The sequence below is a fragment of the Collinsella sp. TM06-3 genome (assembly GCF_003436395.1).
Classification (GTDB): Bacteria; Actinomycetota; Coriobacteriia; order Coriobacteriales; family Coriobacteriaceae; genus Collinsella.
Genome location: NZ_QSPG01000005.1, coordinates 1 through 20,879 on the forward strand (window position 1 = coordinate 1; position 20,879 = coordinate 20,879).

The 20,879-nt window shown below is 60.1% G+C and carries 15 protein-coding genes; 11 read left to right on the plus strand and 4 right to left on the minus strand.

The window, feature by feature from the left end; translation table 11 throughout:
• Positions 1-245 precede the first annotated feature (245 nt).
• The 10 genes from DXD56_RS03145 to larD all read left to right on the plus strand — a co-directional run bounded on the left by DXD56_RS03145 (position 246) and on the right by larD (position 15,488).
• The gene (locus DXD56_RS03145; protein ID WP_233524916.1) at positions 246-3,011 is read left to right on the plus strand and encodes a YhgE/Pip domain-containing protein; all 2,766 of its coding nucleotides are present in this window, start codon (positions 246-248) and stop codon (positions 3,009-3,011) included.
• On the plus strand, positions 3,012-5,201 hold the full coding sequence (locus DXD56_RS03150) for a YhgE/Pip domain-containing protein (RefSeq protein WP_117640022.1): 2,190 nt from the start codon (positions 3,012-3,014) through the stop codon (positions 5,199-5,201).
• A gap of 200 nt (positions 5,202-5,401) precedes the next feature.
• Positions 5,402-6,385, plus strand: a complete 984-nt coding sequence (locus DXD56_RS03155; protein ID WP_117640024.1) for a DMT family transporter — start codon at positions 5,402-5,404, stop codon at positions 6,383-6,385.
• Positions 6,386-6,501: 116 nt separating this feature from the next.
• Positions 6,502-7,800, plus strand: coding sequence for a M20 family metallopeptidase (locus DXD56_RS03160; RefSeq protein ID WP_117640026.1), 1,299 nt, complete (start codon positions 6,502-6,504; stop codon positions 7,798-7,800).
• A 3-nt stretch (positions 7,801-7,803) separates the two neighbouring features.
• Complete coding sequence (locus DXD56_RS03165; protein ID WP_117640028.1) at positions 7,804-7,986, plus strand: hypothetical protein; 183 nt, start codon at positions 7,804-7,806, stop codon at positions 7,984-7,986.
• Positions 7,987-7,996: 10 nt separating this feature from the next.
• Positions 7,997-8,212 (plus strand): hypothetical protein, encoded by a 216-nt coding sequence (locus DXD56_RS03170; protein WP_117640030.1) that lies wholly within the window; start codon positions 7,997-7,999, stop codon positions 8,210-8,212.
• Between the two features lie 304 nt (positions 8,213-8,516).
• Positions 8,517-9,830 carry a histidine--tRNA ligase gene (gene hisS, locus DXD56_RS03175; protein ID WP_117640032.1) on the plus strand — a complete coding sequence of 438 codons (1,314 nt, stop codon included), beginning with the start codon at positions 8,517-8,519 and terminating at the stop codon, positions 9,828-9,830.
• Positions 9,831-10,087: 257 nt separating this feature from the next.
• Positions 10,088-12,901, plus strand: a complete 2,814-nt coding sequence (locus DXD56_RS03180; RefSeq protein WP_369831629.1) for a phosphoenolpyruvate carboxylase — start codon at positions 10,088-10,090, stop codon at positions 12,899-12,901.
• A gap of 528 nt (positions 12,902-13,429) precedes the next feature.
• On the plus strand, positions 13,430-14,707 hold the full coding sequence (gene larA, locus DXD56_RS03185; RefSeq protein ID WP_118205180.1) for a nickel-dependent lactate racemase: 1,278 nt from the start codon (positions 13,430-13,432) through the stop codon (positions 14,705-14,707).
• A gap of 49 nt (positions 14,708-14,756) precedes the next feature.
• Positions 14,757-15,488 (plus strand): D/L-lactic acid transporter LarD, encoded by a 732-nt coding sequence (larD, locus tag DXD56_RS03190; protein ID WP_117640038.1) that lies wholly within the window; start codon positions 14,757-14,759, stop codon positions 15,486-15,488.
• Between the two features lie 322 nt (positions 15,489-15,810).
• Here larD and DXD56_RS03195 read toward each other — a convergent pair whose 3' ends face one another.
• From DXD56_RS03195 to serB, 4 genes are all read right to left on the minus strand, one after another.
• Entirely contained in the window at positions 15,811-16,350 is a 540-nt protein-coding gene (locus DXD56_RS03195) for a TetR/AcrR family transcriptional regulator (RefSeq protein ID WP_117640040.1), read from the minus strand.
• A gap of 2 nt (positions 16,351-16,352) precedes the next feature.
• Positions 16,353-17,264, minus strand: a complete 912-nt coding sequence (locus DXD56_RS03200; protein WP_117640042.1) for a LarC family nickel insertion protein — start codon at positions 17,262-17,264, stop codon at positions 16,353-16,355.
• Positions 17,265-17,274: 10 nt separating this feature from the next.
• Positions 17,275-18,057 carry a nickel pincer cofactor biosynthesis protein LarB gene (larB, locus tag DXD56_RS03205; RefSeq protein WP_117640044.1) on the minus strand — a complete coding sequence of 261 codons (783 nt, stop codon included), beginning with the start codon at positions 18,055-18,057 and terminating at the stop codon, positions 17,275-17,277.
• A gap of 114 nt (positions 18,058-18,171) precedes the next feature.
• On the minus strand, positions 18,172-18,807 hold the full coding sequence (gene serB / locus DXD56_RS03210; protein ID WP_117640046.1) for a phosphoserine phosphatase SerB: 636 nt from the start codon (positions 18,805-18,807) through the stop codon (positions 18,172-18,174).
• Positions 18,808-19,063: 256 nt separating this feature from the next.
• On the opposite strand from serB, the gene aspS reads away from it, so the two are divergent.
• Positions 19,064-20,851: an aspartate--tRNA ligase gene (gene aspS, locus DXD56_RS03215; protein WP_117640048.1), complete on the plus strand. Its 1,788-nt coding sequence runs from the start codon at positions 19,064-19,066 to the stop codon at positions 20,849-20,851.
• Positions 20,852-20,879: the final 28 nt, after the last annotated feature.

Consider the following 20,879-nt stretch of genomic DNA (forward strand, 5'->3'; position numbering starts at 1 on the left):
GCCCCGACGGTTGACAAAACTATAGGAACACCCAATGACTATTTATCCGGACTGCTAATTTGTGCGGGCTGTGGTTTTGTGACCTGCTGATATTAAAGATACTGTACAACTGTACACTAACTCATCTTCGTAGTATATTGCTACCCGCAAAACTCAATACCATTGTGCTTCGAGACGCTAAAGCGCCTACGTACAATGGTTTTGATAGTACGATTTGATTCAACGACAGGATGGATGGTCCAAGCGTGAGTCTCGGCAGCAAACTATCCGATGCAAAGGTCTCCTTTGCGATATTTAAGCGCGACATTAAGCGACTGCTTGTGAACCCCGTCGCCTTGGTGGTTACCCTTGGCGTGTGCGTTATCCCCTCGCTGTATGCCTGGTACAACATCGTGGCAAACTGGGATCCGTACGGAAACACCCAAGGTATCAAGATTGCCATCGCCAACAACGATCAGGGCACTCAGAACGACCTAGTGGGCGAGCTCAACGCGGGCGATAAGGTGGTCGATCAGCTCAAGGAGAACGATCAGCTGGGCTGGACCTTCGTCGACTCGGCTGCCGATGCCAAAGAGGGTGTCGAGAGCGGGGAATACTACGCTGCGATCGTAATCCCCAAGAACTTCTCCGACAATCTTGTCTCGATGCTCGATGGCAATTACCATCAGCCGAAGCTCACCTATTACGTCAACGAGAAAAAGAGCGCCATTGCGCCCAAGGTCACCGATACCGGTGCCAACACCATCGAGGAGCAGATCAACTCGGAGTTTGTCTCCACGGTGGGCGAGACCGTAGCGGGCATCGCCAAGGATGCCGGCATCGACCTTAAAGACAAGGCAACCCAGACCCAGGATTCGCTGGCGGACTCGGTGTCCGAGGCGTCTGATACCCTGGGCGAAGTACGTGATTCCATCGGCGACATGAACACCGCCATCGACAAGACAAGCAGCTCGATTGCTTCGGCCGATGCTGCGCTGGCGGGCCTGCAGGGGCAGGCGCCTTCGCTAACGCAGGCAATCGCTCAGGGTAATAATCTGCTGGGCGAGGCTCGCACCACGGCGGGCAACTCTATCACCTCGCTCTCCAAGGCACTCTCGGAAGGTAGCCTTGCACTCACCAAGACGTCAGCCTCCGCGAACGCTGCGATTGGCAAGCTAACGGGTACGGTCACATCTACGACCACCCGCATCGACAACTCGCTCGAGTCTCTCCAGGCGACGATCGATCACAATAAGGTCGTTATCGGACACTTGGAGATTCTCGTTAATGACACGTCGACAGGTTCCGAGGAAATTGACGCGCGCATTGTATCGACCATCGATTCGCTTCGCGAGCAAAACCAGAAGCTGCAGAGCATCAAGGATGGCCTTTCTGCACAGTCGAGCGCCATGGCAAACGACGCTACGGCAATCTCGAACGCGAGCAACGCACTCAACGCGGCAATTCAGACCGGTACGGCTAACCTCGGTCAGGCTCAGACCGATCTGGGTCAGAACGCACTTCCGAAGGCTTCGAGCGCGCTTGATTCCTTTGCCGCCGTTTCGGGCGATTTGACCGGCATTGTGTCGGGTATGACCCCCACGATAGCGAGCGCGCGCGGCACGCTGGCGCAGCTCGACGCCACGCTCAAGCAGGCAAAGACCACGCTATCCCAAACCGACGCCTCCCTTGCCAAGGTTCAGGACAAGCTCGCGACCGCCGCCAATGACATTGCGGCGCTGCGGACCTCTGAGTCTATGGGCGAGTTAGCCGACCTCATGGACGTCGACGTCAATGACGTGGCAGATTTCATGGCATCTCCGGTTGAGCTGACGTCCAAGTCAATCTATCCGGTCAAGAGCTTTGGCTCGGGCATCGCGCCCTTCTACACCAATCTGGCGCTGTGGGTAGGCGGCTATGTGCTCATCGCTATCTATAAACTCGAGGTCGACCGCGAGGGCATCGGTAGCTTTACGGCGCGTCAGGGCTACTTTGGCCGCTGGCTGCTGCTGGTGATCCTGGGCGCGTTCCAGGCCATTATCGTTACGGTGGGCGACCTGGTCATTGGCGTTCAGTGCGTCAATCCGCTGCTCTTTGTACTGGGCGGCATCGCTATTTCGTTCACCTACGTCAATATCATCTATGCGCTGTCCACTACGTTTAAGCACATCGGCAAGGCAATCGGCGTCATTCTGGTTATCGTGCAGATTCCGGGTTCGTCGGGCATGTATCCCATCGAGATGATGCCCGGCTTCTTCCAGTGGCTGCACCCGCTGCTGCCCTTTACCTACGGCATCAATCTGCTGCGCGAGACCGTCGGCGGCATGTACTCGTTCAACTATCTGTTTAACCTGTGCATTCTGGGCGTGTTCTTGATCGTGGCGCTCTTTATCGGTCTGCAGCTGCGTCCGCTGCTGCTCAACCTCAATCTGCTCTTTGATAAGCAGCTTTCCACGACGGGTCTCATGATCTGCGAGTCCAACGACCTACCGCGCCAGCGCTATTCGCTGCGCACGGCCATGCGCGTCATGCTCGATTCGGATTCGTACCGTCGCGAGCTGCTCGATCATGCCGTGGCGTTTGAGCATCGCTACCCGTACTACATCAAGGGCGGTTTTGCCGCCGTGGTGGGCGTTCAGGTCCTGCTCTTTGTCCTGTCGACGGTTCTCGATATCGACAATAACGGCAAGATCATCCTGCTGGTCATTTGGATCATCTCGGTTATTGCCATCTGCGGCTGGCTTATCAATATCGAATATATCCGCGCGAGCCTCAATACCCAGATGCGCATCTCGGCGCTTTCGGATGAGGACCTGCGTCGCGAGATGCGCGAGCACACAGCGGCGATCCCTGCCGCTCGTCGCATGTTCGGCTTGAATGCGAGCGAGCGGGGGTCTGAACCCAAGACTCAGGCTGTCAGCCAATGTGGTCATCGCGATGCGGTCCATGTGCCCGAGAACGGGGATGACACGTTTGTGATGAACGAAAAGAACGCCCCGCTTGGCAAGCACTCCAAAGGAGGTGAGGCATAAATGAAGAACATCCTGCATCTGTTTAAGCGCGATGTCCAAAACGTGTCTCGCTCCGTAATCGGCTTGGTTGTCGTGATGGGCCTCATTATCGTGCCGTGTCTGTACGCATGGTTTAACATCGCCGGCAGCTGGGATCCGTACGGCAACACCGGAAACCTCAAGATCGCTGTGGTCAACACCGATGAGGGCTACGAGAGTGATCTGATTCCCGTCGAGATCAACGTGGGCGAAAACGTTACCGCCGCTCTGCGTGGTAACGAGAACTTTGACTGGATTGTGCTCAACGATCGCGATAAGGCTATCGACGGTGTTAAGTCGGGCGCTTACTATGCGGCCGTCGTAATCCCTAAGAGCTTTAGCTCCGACATGATGACGCTCTTCTCGACCGACGTGAAACACGCCGATATCGAGTTCTATGAGAACCAGAAGGCCAACGCCATCGCCCAGATCGTGACCGAAAAAGGCTCGAGTGCCGTTCAGAACCAGGTCAACGAGACCTTTACCAAGACCATCACGACCATCGGCCTTAAGACAGTGTCCAGCCTGCTCGATTACATGAGCACCGACCAAGTGAGCAACTTTATCGCCAACCTGTCCTCGACGCTGGGCGATTCGGTCGAGGACCTGCAGGACATCAAGGCCAGTGCGACTTCGCTTGCGGGCATCTTGAGCTCCACGTCCGATTCACTGACATCGGCGGGCGGCATGCTCAAGCAGACGGGCACCGTTGATGAGTCGACGAAGCAGCTGATGGAGCACGCCAAGAGCGGCATCAATGATTCCAGGGAAGCGCTCAAGGCCGCCAACGATGCCGTTGACGCGGCGATTGACGGAAGCGCGGGCTCGTTCGACAACGTGTCCGCCGAGCTTGCGAAGGCATTCGATGCCGCGAATCAGCATGTTTACCTTACGGTGTCTCAGCTCAACGAAGCCGCAGCGGCGCTCAATACGCGTGCTGACGATATCGATGCGATGGCCGATCAGCTCCGCAACCTTGCCGACCAGGTGAGTGACGACAAGTTCAAAGACGGTCTCAAGTCCGTTGCTACGTCGCTGGGCAGAATTGCCGTGGAGTACCGCAACAATGCGAAGGACCTGACGGCGACCGCAAAGTCCCTTTCGGACGGCATGGCGGAGGTCAACAACTCGCGTGCCGAGGTCGACCAGGCCATCGCCGATGCCAAGGCGGGTATCTCGGGAGCCAAGTCCGACTACGATTCCACGTTCTCGGTTAAGGCCAAGGAGCTTAAGAAGACCATCTCGGGCGTTCTGGATTCCCTGAACGGTATCTCGGGTGACTTGGATAGCGCCGTGAGCGGTCTGACCGACGCCTCTGGCTCGCTCGCAAAGGGTCTGTCCAAAGCCGCAAAGCTCGTCAACAAGGCTTCTGACCAACTGGGTGAGGCGTCGGACAAGATTAGCGCTTTCAAGGACGAGCTCGACGGTGCTCTTATGTCGGACGATCTGGCCACGATCAAGACGATGATCGGCAACGATCCCGAGGGTCTGGCCGTGTCGCTTTCTGGCCCCGTTGCGCTCGATCGCAAGCCGGTCTATCCGATCCGCAACTACGGTTCGGCCATGGCGCCGTTCTACACGATTTTGTCGCTGTGGGTGGGCTCGATTGTTCTGGCGGCCATGATGAAGGTCTCGGTTGACGATGAGCTCATCAACGAGCTCATCCCCGTGCGCCTGCACGAAATCTACCTGGGCCGTTACCTGTTCTTTGGCGGTCTGGCTCTGCTGCAGGCAACGCTCGTGTGCGCGGGCGACATCCTGTTCTTTGGCATCCAGTGCGACAACCCGCTGCAGTTTGTGCTGGCGGGCTGGGTTGCGAGTCTCGTGTTCTCCAATATCGTCTACACGCTTACGGTGTCGTTTGGCGATATCGGCAAGGCCCTGGCCGTTGTGCTGCTGGTCATGCAGGTCGGCGGTTCGGGCGGCACGTTCCCCATCGAGATGACCGGCCCCGTGTTCCAGGCGATCTACCCGTTCCTGCCGTTTACCCACGGCATCAACGCCATGCATGCCGCCATGGCCGGCGCCTACCATATGGAGTACTGGATTGAGTTGGGCATTCTGGCGAGCTATCTGATTCCGTCGCTGGCCCTGGGTGTGGTCTTCCGCCGCCCGGTCATCAAAGCCAACGACTGGATTATCGAAAAGCTGGAGTCAACCAAATTGATTTAGCGCGACAATGTGGCGTTGACGGAACATCGAGGCCTTCCGGCTCGACGCTTTAGTTGAGTGAATTGCATGAGCTGCTTGGTTGTTGCTACAGTAGCGGGGCGTGCCGGGGGTCCGGCGCGTCCCGTTTTTATTTGACCATGAGGCGGCACGCAGCCATACGCGTGCGGACACCACGCCCAGATTGAGTGCGAGGATGTTCCATGGCCCAATACGCTGCCAACGAAATCGAAAACATGCCCGATAGCCCTGTAGCCCGTGAGGATTTGGGCGCGGGTGGTATTCCCCGGGGTGCCGGCGCACGCTCGCCGTTGTTCTGGAAAGTTCTACTGCTTTCGGTGGCGATTATCTGGGGCTACTCCTTTACCACTATGAAGGACGCACTCGACACCATTCCGGTGTTCGAGCTGGTCTATGTTCGCTTTCTCCCGGCATCACTGGTTATGTTTGCAATTTTCCATAAGCGCATCATCGCTCATTTCAATGCCCGCAACCTGATCGTCGGGCTTGGCATGGGCGCGCTCATGTGGGGTGCCTACGGTTTGCAGACGATCGGCCTGGCACAGACCACGGCGGGCAAGAGCGCTTTTTTGACCGGCACGTATTGCATCCTTGTGCCGTTTGCAAGCTATGTCCTGAGCGGTGAAAAGCTTACCCGGTATAACCTGGGTGCAGCGTTGTTGTGCCTGGCGGGTATTGGCCTGGTAGCGCTCGATAGCGTCGAGTTCAATGCCGGCGATGTTATTACCTTGGGCGGCGCGATCTTCTTCGCCATCCAGATGGCGGTGACTGCCAAGTACGGTCGCAAGATGGATATCAACGTCATCACGTTTTGGATGTTTGTGGGCAATGGCGTTTTGAGCTTAATCACGTCGCTACTATTCGAGACTCAGGCGCCTCTGTCCGTGTGGACGCCGAGTTTTATCGGCGTGATGGTCTTCCTCTCGGTGGGCTGCACGTGCGTGGCACTGCTCGTCCAAAACGTCGGTCTGGCGCACGTCCCGGCCTCGACGGGCTCGTTGCTTCTTTCGATGGAGTCGCCCTCGGGTGTGCTGTTCTCGGTGTTGTTGATGGGGGAGGCGCTCACCTCGCGCCTGCTTGCCGGCTTTGCGCTCATCTTTTTGTCGATTATCTTGAGCGAGACGCATTTCGATTTCTTGCGCCGAAAATCTCGCCCGCAATTGTAAACAACTTGTTGCGCCGCCCTCCCAGGGCGGCGTTTATTATGTCATGCCCTTACAGTTGTGCCTTGCACTTTACGCTGTCAAAGTGCGTTCTGCAAAAACGTTACTGGAGGGCATCTATGGCACCAGCTCTGTCCGATCTTCAACCGCAACCAGCGCCGCAGGCTACCACAGCGGCGCAGACCGCTATCGGCGATGGCCTAGTCAAAGAAGCCCAGGCATTTGCCGGTGAGCTTGCCGCATGGCGACACGATCTACACCAGATGCCCGAGCTGGGTAATAGCCTCCCACAGACCTCTGCGTATATCCAAGCGCGCTTGACCGAGATGGACATCCCGTTTGCCACGCTCGTCGATGGTTCCTGCGTTGTGGGCCTTGTCGGCGCCGGTGCCGCCGCGGCCCAGGGCAATGGCGTCTGCACGGACGAACAAGCCGGTACGGTTATCATGCTTCGCGGCGACATGGATGCCCTGCCCGTTGCCGAGGAATCGGGCGAGCCCTTTGCATCCACCAACGGCTGCATGCACGCTTGTGGCCACGATATGCATGCGACGGCGCTGCTCGGCGCGGCCCGTTTGCTCAAGGCCCGCGAGGCCGAGCTTGTCGACGCCAATGCCACCGTCAAACTGCTGTTCCAGCCGGGTGAGGAGACCTTTGAGGGGGCACGCGCTGCCATCGCCGACGGCTTGCTCGAGAACCCGCGTCCTCAGGCAACTTTTGCCATGCACGTCAACAGCCAGTCGCCGCTCGGCCTAGTGCTCTATGGGAGTCCGGCGCTCTCGGGCGTGTACGGTTTCCGCATCACGCTGCAGGGCAAGGGTGGCCATGGCTCGAGCCCCGAGATTTGCATCGACCCCATTACGGCGGGCGTGCATGTGCACCTAGCGCTCCAGGAGCTTATCTCCCGCGAGGTGCCGGCGGCCAAGGAAGTTGCACTTACCGTTGGTAAGTTTGCCGGCGGTCAGGCTGCCAACGTCATTCCCGACACCTGCGTGCTCGAGGGAACGCTGCGCGGCTTCGATGTCGAGCTCATGGCTCATCTCAAGGAGCGTATCGCCGAGGTCGTCAACGGCGTTGCCGCAACATATCGTACGCCGGCAACCATCGAGACGCTTTCGGACGTTCCGCCGTTCGTGCTCGACAGCGATATGACCCAGGCCTCGCTTGGCTACGTGGGCGCGGTGCTGCCCAAGGCTGCCTTCCTGCCGCTATTCCACGCCATGGCGAGCGAGGATTTCGCACTTATCTCGAGCGAGATCCCAAGTGCGTACTTTACGGTGGGCGCGGCCGTGACCGATACGGACGAGCATTTTGCCCAGCATCATCCCAAGGCGCGCTTTAACGATGCCGAGCTTCCCCTCGGCGCCGCGGCTTATGCCGCCGTCGCTCTCGGATACATTGCGGACCACAAGGAGTAATCCATGTCCCAGCAACGTAAATTTTTCCCTGGCTGGTTCGTGGTGGCCTCTGGCTTCGTGATCATGGCCACGTGCTACACCATTTTCGTCAACTGCATGAGCCTGTTCCAGCCGCTCATCGTCAGCGACTTGGGAATTTCTCTTGCGCAGTACAACATCTCCAACGCCCACGATCGCTGCGTCTAAGCAGTTTGGCATGGCCGACCTGGGTAAGGCAGCGGGCACCATTACCTCGCTCGAGATGGTCGGCGGCACCGTGGGCGCCATCGTCTCGGGCGTGCTGTTCGATGCCACGGGCTCCTTTGCGAGCACCTGGATTGTATGCCTGGCGTGCTCCGTGGTCATGCTCGTGTTCCTGCTGGCATCCGAGCCCATTGCCGCCAAGCTGCGCGCGAGCGCGGCGGGAGAGTAAGGGCGCTGCCGCGTTTGCCGGCTCACCCTGATCTGCCCGCGGCGGTCTTGGGAGCCGAATGGATGCTCGTACCATCATTCGGTTTCCAAGGTCGCCGCAGGTCAAAGGACGGTCCGCTTTCCTTCGTCCCCAGCAGATCATGTGACCCGAAGGGGTCGGAGGAAAGCGGATCAGCTGTCGCGGCGGTGCATCTGGCCGAACGAGTCCCCATACCCTCGTTCGGTCAGATGCACCGCCGCGGTTTGAGTTTGTGCCGTATAATGACCACTACCTATGACGCGATACAAAAGAAAGGTGTTTGCCCATGCAGGCACAGAAGGCGGAGGGAACCCGCGACCTTATCGGCGCCGAGATGCGCGCCTGGCAAAAGATGCAGCAGATTGCGGCCGGCGTGTTCGAGCCGTTTGGTTTTAAACCCATCGAGACGCCCGCGATCGAGCAGGTGGACGTGTTTGTCCACGGTATCGGCCAGTCGACCGACGTCGTGCGCAAGGAAATGTTCCGTGTGTTCAGCGGTGCCAACCTGGAGCGCGTCTTTACCGAGGGCACCGACACCAAACTCAAGCCCAAGCAGCGCCTAGCACTTCGCCCCGAGGGCACGGCCGGCGTGGTGCGCGCCGTCGTCGAGAACAATCTGGTGCCCCAGGGCTCCACGCCGTTTAAGGCGTACTACGCCGAGGCCATGTTCCGCGGCGAGCGTCCCCAGAAGGGCCGCCTGCGCCAGTTCCACCAGGTGGGCATCGAGTGGCTCGGCGCTCCCGATCCGGCGGCAGATGCCGAGTGCATCATCATGCTCATGGAGTTCTACAAGCGCCTGGGCTTCGATCTTTCCAAGCTTCGTCTGCTCATCAACTCGATGGGTGACGCCCAGTGCCGTCCGGCTTATCGCGAGCAGGTTAAGCAGTTCATCCTCGATCACGCCGACGAGATGTGCGATGAGTGCCGCGAGCGCGCCGAGCTCAACCCGCTGCGTGCCTTCGACTGCAAGAACGACCACTGCCGCGAGATCATGGCCGAGGCTCCGCTGATGGGTGACAACCTGTGCGATGAGTGCCGCGAGCACTACGAGCAGGTCAAGCGCTATCTGGATGCCGCCGGTATCGAGTATGTCGAGGATCCCACCTTGGTGCGCGGCCTGGACTACTACACCCGTACTGTCTTTGAGGTCGAGGCCCCTGGCGCCGGCGTCGGCTCCATCGGCGGCGGCGGCCGCTACGATGGCCTGGTCGAGCTCGAGGGTGGCAAGCCCACGGCGGGCGTCGGCTTTGCTGTCGGTTTTGAGCGCGCCCTGCTGGCCCTGCAGGCCTTTGGCAGCGATTTGGGTGCCGATGAGGCCCCGTGCGTCTATGTCGCCAACGCCGGCAAGGAGCTGCGTCAGAACGTCTTTGCCATTACGCAGGAGCTTCGCGCCGCAGGGATTGTGACCGAGGCCGACTATCAGGGTCGTTCGCTCAAGGCCCAGTTTAAGCAAGCCGATAAGGTAGGCGCCAAGCTCATCTTGGTCCTGGGTGGCGACGAGCTTGCCGCCGGCAAGGTCAAAGTGCGCGACATGCAGAGCCATGACGAGGTGCTCGCCGATCTGGACAACGTCGTCGAGGCGGTTCGCGAGCGCCTGTAGCGCATCTTTTTGAGCTTCGGGCCTGCTAACGTGCCCTGCTCATGGAGAGCGATTGTTACGGGGGTGTTTCGCTTTTATGCGGAATGCCTCCGTTTACGTATGCCGCCCACCGAGAAATACGACCATTTAGGGCAAAAACCTTTGCAATGCAGAAAATACTTTTGTGTGGTAAAGCGCAATCAGTGTCGAAAGTATTTCTCAAGCGCCTATAATGAATACCGCATGTTACGTGCATAGAAGGAGGAATGGGAGGAAACGTGGCTGAGAACCTAAGCAACCAGTCTGTACCCGAAGCCGCGGCGCGCGTCGCTGCCGTGGTCAACCGCCTCGTTAACCGAATCGGCTCGAATGCCGAGTCCAGGGAGCGTCTCGCCGAGATCGAGATCCCCGAGGAGCTGCGCGACAATCTGGCGCTGTTCTTGCGCCTGGAGCGCCGTGTGCTTAGCGAGTATGATCCCGAGATCGCGGACCTGTTCGACAAGATTTTGACAGCCGAGATTGTGGTCAATGCCGGCAACCCCGGTACCTGCGCTGCCGACGAAGCCGTCGACGAGCAGGGCGTGCCCACCGCCGACGAGCCCACTGCCGTGGCATTTCGTGAGGTCGTCGATTTGATCGACAGCCTGCCGCTCGATAAGCAGCAGGTCATTGTCCGCGCCTTTACGAGCTTTTTCCATCTGGCAAACCTGTCGGAGGAGAACTACCGTGTGGCGCAGCTGCGCGAGCGCGAGGCCGGTGCGTCGACCGATACCGAGGTCGATCCTGCCAACGAGCTTACCGTTGCCTATCACCAGCTGGTGAATGAGCTGGGTGTCGAGGGTGCCAACGAGCTGCTCGACAAGCTCGAGTTCCACCCTGTCTTTACCGCACATCCCACCGAGGCCCGTCGTAAGGCCGTCGAGGGCAAGATCCGCCGTATCTCCAACCTGCTGGAGGAGCGTCCGCGTCTGGGCGGCTCCGACCTGGTGGAGAACGAGCGCCATATGCTGCAGGAGATCGACGCCCTGGTGCGTACGAGCCCCATCGCGCTCAAGAAGCCCACGCCGGTCGAGGAAGCCGATACCATCATCGACATCTTCGATAACACGCTGTTCGACGTTATCCCCGTTATCTATCGTCGTTTTGACGATTGGGTGCTGGGCGACAAGGCCGGTACTGTGCCGCCGCTGTGCCCGGCGTTCTTCCATCCCGGCAGCTGGATCGGTTCCGACCGCGACGGTAACCCCAACGTCACCGCCAAGGTGAGCCGTGAGGTCGCCGCCAAGTACTTTACGCACATGGTGCTCAAGCTCGAGGACAAGTGCCGCCACATCGGCCGCAACCTCACGCTCGAGGCTACCTACAGCAAGCCGTCGGCCGAGCTCATTAACCTGTGGAACCATCAGGTCGAGATGAGCCCTCGGTACACGGCCCGCGCCGAGCTGATCTCCGAGCACGAGCCGCATCGCGCCGTCATGCTCGTCATGGCCGACCGTCTGAACGCCACCGTGCGCCGTATCACCGACACCATGTACCACAGCGCCGACGAGTTCCTGGATGACCTGCGCGTCGTCCAGCGTTCGCTGGCCGCCTGCGGTGCCGTCCGTGCCGCCTACGGCCCGGTCCAGACCATCATCTGGCAAGTCGAGTCCTTCGGCTTCCATATGGTCGAGATGGAGTTCCGTCAGCACTCCGTGGTGCATGCCCGCGCCCTCAAGGATATCCACGAGAACGGTATCCATGGCGACCTGCAGCCCATGACGCGCGAAGTCATCGATACCTTCCGTGCCATCGGCTCCATCCAAAAGCGCTACGGCAAGAAGATGGCGCACCGCTACATCATCTCGTTTACCAAGAGCGCCCAGCATGTGGCTGACGTCTTCGAGCTGGCCCACCTGTCCTTCGCACACGAGGAAGATGTCCCCGAGCTCGACGTGATCCCGCTATTCGAGCAGCTCGAGGACCTCGAGGGCTGCGTCGACGTGCTCGACCAGATGCTTACGCTGCCCGTGGTGCAGAAGCGTCTTGCCCAGACCAACCGCCGCATGGAGGTTATGCTGGGCTATTCCGACTCCTCCAAGGACGCCGGTCCTACCACGGCCATGCTCGCGCTGCATTCCGCGCAGGAGCGCATTGCCAAGTGGGCCGAGAAGAACGATATCGACCTGGTGCTCATGCACGGTCGCGGCGGTGCCGTTGGCCGTGGCGGCGGCCCGGCCAACAAGGCCGTGCTGGCGCAGCCCAAGGGTTCGGTCAACTGCTTCTTTAAGCTCACCGAGCAGGGCGAGGTCATCTTTGCCCGTTACGGCAACCGCACGCTGGCTCAGCGCCATGTTGAGTCCGTTGCCGCCGCAACGCTTTTGCAGTCGGCCCCGAGTGTCGAGAAGACCAACACAGAGACCACGCAGAAGTTCTGGGATATGGCCGAGAAGCTTAACGCTGCAAGCCACGAGCGCTATCTGGACCTGCTGAACACCGAGGACTTTACACCGTGGTTCTCGACCGTGACGCCGCTGACCGAAGTCGGTCTGCTGCCGATCGGCTCGCGTCCCGCTAAGCGCGGCCTGGGCGCCAAGTCGCTCGACGACCTGCGTACCATTCCGTGGATCTTCAGCTGGAGCCAGGCACGCATTAACCTGGCCGCTTGGTACGGCCTGGGCACCGCCTGCGAGCAGCTTGGTGACCTTGACCAGCTCAAGGCTGCCTACCAGGAGTGGCCGTTCTTCCGCACGTTCATCGACAACATCGAGATGTCGATTGCTAAGACCGATCAGCGCATTGCCAAGATGTATCTACACCTGGGCGATCGCCAGGATTTGTCCGAGAAGGTCTTCACCGAGATGCAGCTCACGCGTAAGTGGGTCCTTGCCATCGTCGGTGACGAGTGGCCGCTGCAGCGTCGTCGCGTGCTCGGCTGCGCCGTTCGCGTGCGTAACCCCTATGTCGACGCCCTGTCCATCGCCCAGGTCCGCGCCCTTCGTGAGGTGCGTATGAACCAGGACGAGATGGCCGAGGAGAAGAAGGCCGAGTACATGAGCCTGATTCTTTCGACTGTGACTGGCGTCTCGGCAGGATTGCAGAACACGGGGTAATCGATAGCCCTGTAGTCGTCCGGGCCCGCCATCAGTTTACTTTTAGGCACGTCCTCGGACATGCAAGAAGCCCTCGCTGCGCACTTCGTGCGGCGAGGGCTTCTTGCGTCCTGCGGAGTGTGCCTAAAAGTAAACTGATGGCGGGCCCTGCGATGTCCGGTCTTCGGCGGATTACTGCTGGGGGAATAATGGCGCGCTTCGCGCGTTTGGAAAGGGCTTCGTGCTGCGGAATGCATTCGGAGGGAAACCCATCGGGTCCCTTCGTCCTCGGTCTTCGGGGATTAAAGCTGATGAAAATAAAGTGCGCTACGCGCGTTTTGGATGGGGTTTATCTCGGTGGCGCATTTGGCGCTTCTCGCCTTATGACTGTTGCGGCCGCGGTCCCGTTTGGGATCGCGGCCGTTTTGTTGTGGGTCAAATATGAACGTTGTGTTAACGACTCGGTGGACGGTGGTGTTTTTCGGTGAGCGGCGTATCCTTCCAACGGTTTATCTAGTGTGTCAGTTGAAAGGAAGAGGGCGCTCGTCATTGTTTGAATGTGAACTACCGTTTGACCATAAGACGTTGCATCTAGAGCTCGAGGATAAGAACTTCGCGGGTGTGATGGAAGGCCATCAAAACGAGTTTAAGACTACAAAATCGCAGGAAGAGCTGGTAGAGGAGTCGCTTGCCAACCCTTATGGCTCACCTTCGCTCGAGGAGCTTTGTGCTGGCAAGAAGGATATCGTCATCATTAGCTCCGACCATACGCGCCCCGTTCCCTCGCGTGTGACGATGCCTATTCTGCTGCATCACATCCACTCCGCTGCGCCTGAGGCACGCGTTCGCATTCTGGTTGCTACGGGTATGCATCGTCCGTCGACGCACGAGGAGCTCGTCAACAAGTACGGCGAGGAGATCGTTGCCAACGAGGAAATCGTTATGCACGTCGCGACTGACGACAGCATGATGAAAAAGATCGGCACCCTGCCTTCTGGCGGCGAGTGCATCATCAACAAGATTGCCGCCGATTGTGATCTGCTGCTTGCCGAGGGCTTTATTGAGCCGCACTTCTTTGCCGGTTTCTCTGGCAGCCGCAAGTCCGTGCTGCCCGGCATTGCCAGCTACAAGACCATCATGTACAACCACAACGGTCAGTTTGTGAACGATTCCCATTCGCGTGCCGGCAACCTGTGCCACAACCACGTGAACGAGGATATGTTTGCCGCTGCCGAGATGGCTCACCTTGCCTTTGTGCTTAACGTGGTGCTCAACGGCAAGCACGAGGTCATCGGCTCCTTTGCCGGCGACATCCACAAGGCGCACGAGGCCGGCTGCGAGTTCGTGAAGAGCCTTGCCGGCGTTGAGCCCGTCGAGTGCGAGATTGCCATCACCACCAACGGCGGCTACCCGCTCGACCAGAACATCTACCAGGCCGTGAAGGGCATGTGCGCTGCCGAGGCCACGCTTCCCGAGGGCGGCGTGATCATCGATGTCGCCGGTTGCGCCGACGGTCACGGTGGCGAGGGCTTCTATCACAACATCGCCGACAACGATCCGGCAGAGTTTGAGCGCGCCTGCATCGACCGTCCTAAGGACGAGACCCTGCCCGACCAGTGGACGAGTCAGATCTTTGCCCGCATCCTGGCGCATCACCCCGTGATCATGGTCACCGACCTGTGCGATCACCAGATGATCAAGGATATGCACATGACGCCGGTCAACACCCTCGAGGAGGCGCTCAAGCTCGCCTTTGAGATGAAGGGTGCCGATGCCAAGGTTGCCGTCATTCCCGATGGCCTGGGCGTTGTCGTCGCGCAGCACTAGTACGCGGCCTAAACGAATCGTTTATAACCGACAAGAAAGATAAGGTTTTATGCTTACCAAACTCCTCTGTGAATTCGGCGCAACGGCCCTCATGATCATCTTTGGCGTGGGCGTGCACTGCGATACCGTGCTCAAGGGCACTAAGTATCAGGGCTCCGGCCATATGTTTGCCATCACCACCTGGTCTTTTGGCATCTCGGTCTGCCTGTTTGTCTTTGGCGGCGCCGTGTGCATGAACCCGGCTATGGTGCTTGCCCAGTGCATCGTAGGCCTGGTGCCGTGGAGCAGCTGCATCCCCTTCATGATTGCCGATATGCTCGGCGGCTTTGTGGGCGCCGTAATCGCTTGGCTTATGTATGCCGATGAGTTCAAGGCTTCCGAGGGCGTCGTCGACCCCATTGCCCAGCGCAACATCTTCTCGACCAACCCCACCACCGAGGGCACCAACTATGCCCGCAACTTCTTCTGCGAGGCTATCTGCACCTTCGTGTTCATCAGCGCCATCCTTGCTGCCGCTAGCCGCGCCGGCGAGAACGTTCTGATGCTCGCCATCTGCGTCGGCCTGATCGTTTGGGCCGTTGGCATGGGCATGGGCGGCATCACCGGCTTCGCCATGAACCAGGCTCGTGACCTTGGTCCTCGCATGGCCTATCAGGTGCTGCCGATTAAGAACAAGGCCGACAACAACTGGAAGTACGGCCTGCTTGTTCCTGGCATCGCACCGTTTATCGGTGCCGCTCTGGCCGCACTGTTTGTGCACGGTTTCTTGGGCATGTTCTAGCCCAAGGCTACATAGGTTGTTCGCCGTCCGCATGGGGTAACTTCCCAGCGCGTCTTCGGACATGCAAAAAGGCTCGCTGCGCACTTTGTGCGGCGAGCCTTTTTGCGTCCTGCGGAGTGCGCTGGGAAGTTACCCCATGCGGACGGCTGCGGGGTCTTCGTTGCGTTCGTGCAAGCAACCCAACATATATATCTGAATTTGGATGGGAGGGGCTTGTTGCTGGTAGGGGCGTTGGGCTGTTGTTGACACTTTGGGATGGATTGTGCTTTGGGTTGGGGCGGGGCTTTGAGATGAGGGCGGAACTTTGGGATGAGGGGTTTACTTAGTTGAAGAGGGGTTTTATGGCTGAGAGGTAGTCTTTGGCTACGTTGGCTTTGTCTGCTTGAAAGTTGTGCCAGGCCCACCATTGGACGGTGGCTACGAAGCTTGAGGCTATGTGGTGTAGTAAGAAGCTGCGGTCCATGGTGCCGGCAGGACCTGCGGGGTCGACGGGGACGGTTTCGGCTGCTCGTGACATGATGGTCTTGCGTAAGCAGTCGGCAAAGACGCGTGAGCCGGCGCCGGCTACGAGGGCGCGTACGCCCTGGCGGCGCTCCCAGAGGTTGTTGAGGATATGCTCGACCTGCACGAGTGGGTCGTCGAGGGGCGTACCGTCATCGTCGAGGGCATGGGTGCAGATATCGCACACGAGCTCAGCGAGTAGGTCATCTTTGCTCTTGAAGAGGCCGTAGAACGTGGCCCGACCCACATGGGCGCGAGCGATGATGTCACCGACGGTGATCTTGCCGTAGTCCTCTTCGCGCAGCAGCTCGGAGAACGCCGTAACGATGGCGGCGCGGCTTTTTGCCTTGCGGGCATCCATGGCTAGGCGTCCGCGTGAACGAGCAGGCAGCGGAGCGTACCGGAACAACCCTCGTAGGGGCGCTTGCCGGCGCCGTAGCCGACGGCTTCGATGCGGTAGCGTGAGGGCAGTTGGTCGGACGTGCGCAGCGCGGTGACGATGGCGGCGCCCGTGGGCGTCACGATCTCGCCGGCGACCGGTGCAGGCGTGAGGGCGATATTGCCCGCCTGGCACAGGTTGACGACAGCGGGGACGGGAATGGGCATGAGACCGTGGGCGCAGCGAATGGTGCCGTGGCCCTCGGAAAGCGACTCGACCACGATGTCCTCAATACCCAGGTCGTCGAGGCAGATGGCGACCGAGCAGACGTCGACGATGGAGTCGACGGCGCCCACCTCGTGAAACAGGACGGTGTCGGGCGTTTTGCCGTGAGCCTTGGCCTCGGCAGCAGCGAGTACGGAAAAAATGGCGAGGGCGCGACGCTTGGCGCCATCGCTTAGCTGCGAGCCATCGATGATGGCGGTGATGTCCGCCAAAGAACGGTGGTGATGGTGGTGGGCGTGATGATGGCCCTCGTGGCCATGACCGTGGGCCTCATGGTCATGGTCGTGGCAGTGCTCGTGCTCGCCATGGTCATGATGGTGGTGTTCGTGTTCGTGCATATGCTCGACAGCTGCTTCGTTGCCGTAGAGCCAGGCCATATCGTGATCGTGGTTCTCGAGCTCCTCTGCAAGCTGGACATCGAAATCGCAGGCGTCGATGCCGTGCTTGTTTACGCGCGTCACGGCAATCGAAAAGCCGTCGACCGGCAGCGTGGCGAGCTGCTCGTGCAGATGCTCCTCGCTGGCGCCCAGGTCGAGCAGGGCCGCGACGGTCATATCGCCGCTGATGCCCGAGGTGCCGTCGATGATAAGCGTATGCTGATGGTTGGACATGGAATGCTCCTTAGCGGGCGCGGGGTGTGCCGGCGCTCAGATGATTGATAAGACTTGCCTGGTATGCGGCACCAAAGCCGTTGTCGATATTGACGACCGAAACGCCGCTGGCGCAGGAGTTGAGCATGGCGAGCAGTGCGGCTACGCCACCAAAGCTCGCGCCGTAGCCCACGCTGGTGGGAACGGCAATGACCGGACAGCTCACCAGGCCGCCGATAACGCTCGCCAGCGCGCCTTCCATGCCGGCGATGGCGATGACCACCTGCGCCTGGGCAAGTTCCTCGGCATGCGCGAGCAAGCGGTGCAGGCCGGCGACGCCTACGTCGTAGAGGCGGTCGACCTCGTTGCCATAGAACTCGGCCGTCAACGCGGCTTCCTCGGCGACGGGCAAGTCGCTCGTGCCGGCGCAGGCGACGACGATGCGTCCGTTACCGGTGGGGGAGGGCTTGCCGCCCACGAGGGCGAGCTGCGCGTCCGGGACATATCCCAGGTCGATGCCGTTGTCGAGGAGCTCCGAGATGCGGGCTGCTTTTTCGCTGTCCAGGCGTGTGACCAGGATGCGCTCCTGGCCGGCATCGCGCAGCGCTTCGATAATGGCGGCAATCTGCTTGGCGGTTTTACCCGCACCGTAGACAACCTCGCCGGCTCCCTGGCGCACCCCGCGCGAAAGATCGAGCTGCGCAAAGCCCAAATCGGCGGTCGGAGCCGTCTGGATGCGCGTAAGGGCGTCGGCGGGGGTGACTGATCCGCCGGCAACATCGCTCAGCAGCTGCTCTAGATCTCGCTTATCCATATATGTTCCCTTCGACGGCGCAAAGTCTAGCACTCAAAGGGTATGTTTCCGAACACTAAGACAAAATTGTTCGGAAACTATAGGACGGATTGATTCAATTGTTAGACGGATCGATTAGTCACGCAGGATGATGTCCATGGCGAGCATCAGGTTGCGCTCGTCGATGGCAAACGGGGCAGCTTCGCGCGTCTTGGGCTTGGCGCAAAACGCGATGCCCGTGCCCGCGGCCTGAATCATGGGGATGTCGTTGGCGCCGTCGCCGATCGCGACGGTATGGGCCATATCGACGCCGCACTCAACTGCCCAGTCCAGCAGCTGGATGAGCTTGGACTCCTTGGTCACAATGCCGGCAGCCAACTTACCGGTGAGCTTGCCGTCCACGACTTCCAGGCGGTTGGCCAGGCAAAAATCGATACCCGCGGCGGCTACGATCTTGTCAGCGATCTCGTGGAAGCCGCCGCTTACCACGCCGACCTTCCAGCCCTTGCTGTGTGCCGAACGCACAAGCTCCAGCGCGCCGGGGGTAAATGTCACGCGTTCAAAGGTGCGCTCGAACACGCTCTCGTCCAGGCCGGCGAGCAGCCCCACGCGCTCCTCGAGCGCTTGCTTAAAGTCCAGCTCGCCGCGCATGGCGCGTTCGGTGATCCGCGCAACTTGCTCGCCCACGCCTGCCTCCTCGCCCAACAGGTCGATGACCTCCTGGTTGATGAGCGTGGAGTCGATATCCATAACGATGAGGCGTGCAGTCATGGCGGGCCTTTCCGAGTGCAGTTGTATTGGGGCACATTGTCGCACGCGGCGCGCCTTGGCGACGGCCAGGCCGCGTCAATTGTTTCGTCTCCGTCAAGTCTTTGGGCGAGAACTACTTTTCCGCGGCACATCGACACAGGTGCGATAAGATAGAACGCCATGTCTGGCTGCGCGGTTTACGCAGGCTGGGCAAATCTGTACGACGCCGCCCGGAACGACACGGGGCGGCACAGATCCATAAAGGAGGATCACTGGTATGAGCCAGACCCGTCCCATCGACGAGCATTCCATGCACACCCGTACCTGCGGCGAGCTTCGCCGCGAGAACGTGGGCGAAGAGGTCACCCTCACCGGTTGGGTGAGCCGTCGCCGTGACCACGGCGGCCTTATTTTCTGCGACCTTCGTGACCGCGAGGGCATCACGCAGCTCACCTTCGACCCCGAGCACTCTGACGGCGACGCATTTAAGATCGCCGAGACCATGCGTCCCGAGTGGCCCATCAAGATCCACGGCGTCGTGCGCTCCCGTGGCGAGGAGACCACCAACGCCAAGCTCGCGACCGGCGAGATCGAGGTCCTGACCGACCACGCCGAGGTGCTCAACACGTCCGTCACCCCGCCGTTCCAGATTGAGGACGGCATCGAGACCAGCGAGGACACCCGTCTGCGCTATCGCTATCTGGACCTCCGTCGTCCCGAGATGATGGCCAACCTCAAGCTGCGCTCCGACTTTACCTTTGCCATTCGCGAGGCGCTGCACAACCGTGAGTTCATGGAGGTCGAGACGCCCTCCCTGTTTAAGTCCACGCCCGAGGGCGCTCGTGACTTCATCGTTCCCAGCCGTATTCAGCCGGGCAACTTCTACGCCCTGCCGCAGTCCCCGCAGCTCCTGAAGCAGCTGCTTATGGTCGGTGGCGTCGAGCGCTACTATCAGGTTGCCAAGTGCTTCCGCGACGAGGACCTGCGTGCCGACCGTCAGCCCGAGTTCACTCAGGTCGATATCGAGATGTCCTTCGTGGACCAGAACGACGTTATGAGCGCGCTCGAAGAGGTCCTGGCCGATGCCTTCGGCCGCATGGGTGTCGAGATGCCCACGCCGCTGCGTCGCATGAACTACTGGGAGGCCATGGACACCTATGGCTCCGACAAGCCCGATACCCGCTATGGCATGCATCTGGTCGACCTGACCGACATCTTTGCCAACTCCAAGTTCAAGGTCTTTGCGACTGCGGCAAACGAGGAGGGCTCTGTCGTCAAGGCCATCAACGCCAAGGGCGCCGGTGCCTGGGCACGTGCCAAGATCGATAAGCTTGCCGGCGTGGCCTCCACGTTTGGCGCCAAGGGTCTGGCGTGGATCGCTTTCCGCGAGGACGGCTCCATCAACAGCCCCATCGTCAAGTTCTTCTCGGACGAGGAGATGGCGGCTCTGCGCGAGCGCATGGATGTCGAGCCCGGCGACCTTGTGATGTTCGCCGCCGGCCCGCGCCTGCTTTCCGACGAGATCCTGGGCGGCATGCGTTCCCACATGGCCAACGCGCTTGAGATCAAGCGCGAGGGCCACGACTTCCTGTGGGTCGTCAACTTCCCGCTGTTCCACTGGGATGAGGACCGCAAGGCCTATGCAGCCGAGCACCAGCCCTTTACCCTGCCGACCGAGACCGACATCGCCAAGATCGAGGCCGACCCGTTGGCAGCCGGTTCTTGCACCTACGACTTTGTCATGGACGGCTTTGAGGCCGGCGGCGGCGGTATGCGTATCCACAACGCCGAGATGCAGATGTCCATGCTCAAGCTCCTGGGCTTCACCGAGGAGCGCGCCGAGTCTCAGTTTGGCTTCCTCATGGAGGCCCTCAAGTTTGGTGCGCCCCCGATGGGCGGTTTCGCTCTGGGCCTGGACCGCGTGTGCATGCTGCTCACCGGCTCCGACTCCATCCGCGACGTCATGGCGTTCCCCAAGACGGCCAGCGGCTCCGACCTCATGTCGGGCGCTCCGAGTGCCGTTTCCGGCGCCCAGCTCAAGGACGTCAGCCTGCGCCTGATGTAGGCAAGCGGCTACATATTGCTTGCAACGA

Excerpts from the sequence above, each read along its gene's own strand:
- serB (WP_117640046.1), bottom strand. The coding sequence starts at position 18,807 with ATGACTGCACGCCTCATCGTTATGGATATCGACTCCACGCTCATCAAC.
- DXD56_RS03170 (WP_117640030.1), top strand. The coding sequence starts at position 7,997 with ATGGCCGACCTGGGTAAGGCAGCGGGCACCATTACCTCGCTCGAGATG.
- DXD56_RS03165 (WP_117640028.1), top strand. The coding sequence starts at position 7,804 with ATGTCCCAGCAACGTAAATTTTTCCCTGGCTGGTTCGTGGTGGCCTCT.
- DXD56_RS03155 (WP_117640024.1), top strand. The coding sequence starts at position 5,402 with ATGGCCCAATACGCTGCCAACGAAATCGAAAACATGCCCGATAGCCCT.
- DXD56_RS03150 (WP_117640022.1), top strand. The coding sequence starts at position 3,012 with ATGAAGAACATCCTGCATCTGTTTAAGCGCGATGTCCAAAACGTGTCT.
- DXD56_RS03160 (WP_117640026.1), top strand. The coding sequence starts at position 6,502 with ATGGCACCAGCTCTGTCCGATCTTCAACCGCAACCAGCGCCGCAGGCT.
- larD (WP_117640038.1), top strand. The coding sequence starts at position 14,757 with ATGCTTACCAAACTCCTCTGTGAATTCGGCGCAACGGCCCTCATGATC.
- larB (WP_117640044.1), bottom strand. The coding sequence starts at position 18,057 with ATGGATAAGCGAGATCTAGAGCAGCTGCTGAGCGATGTTGCCGGCGGA.
- hisS (WP_117640032.1), top strand. The coding sequence starts at position 8,517 with ATGCAGGCACAGAAGGCGGAGGGAACCCGCGACCTTATCGGCGCCGAG.
- DXD56_RS03200 (WP_117640042.1), bottom strand. The coding sequence starts at position 17,264 with ATGTCCAACCATCAGCATACGCTTATCATCGACGGCACCTCGGGCATC.
- DXD56_RS03195 (WP_117640040.1), bottom strand. The coding sequence starts at position 16,350 with ATGGATGCCCGCAAGGCAAAAAGCCGCGCCGCCATCGTTACGGCGTTC.
- aspS (WP_117640048.1), top strand. The coding sequence starts at position 19,064 with ATGAGCCAGACCCGTCCCATCGACGAGCATTCCATGCACACCCGTACC.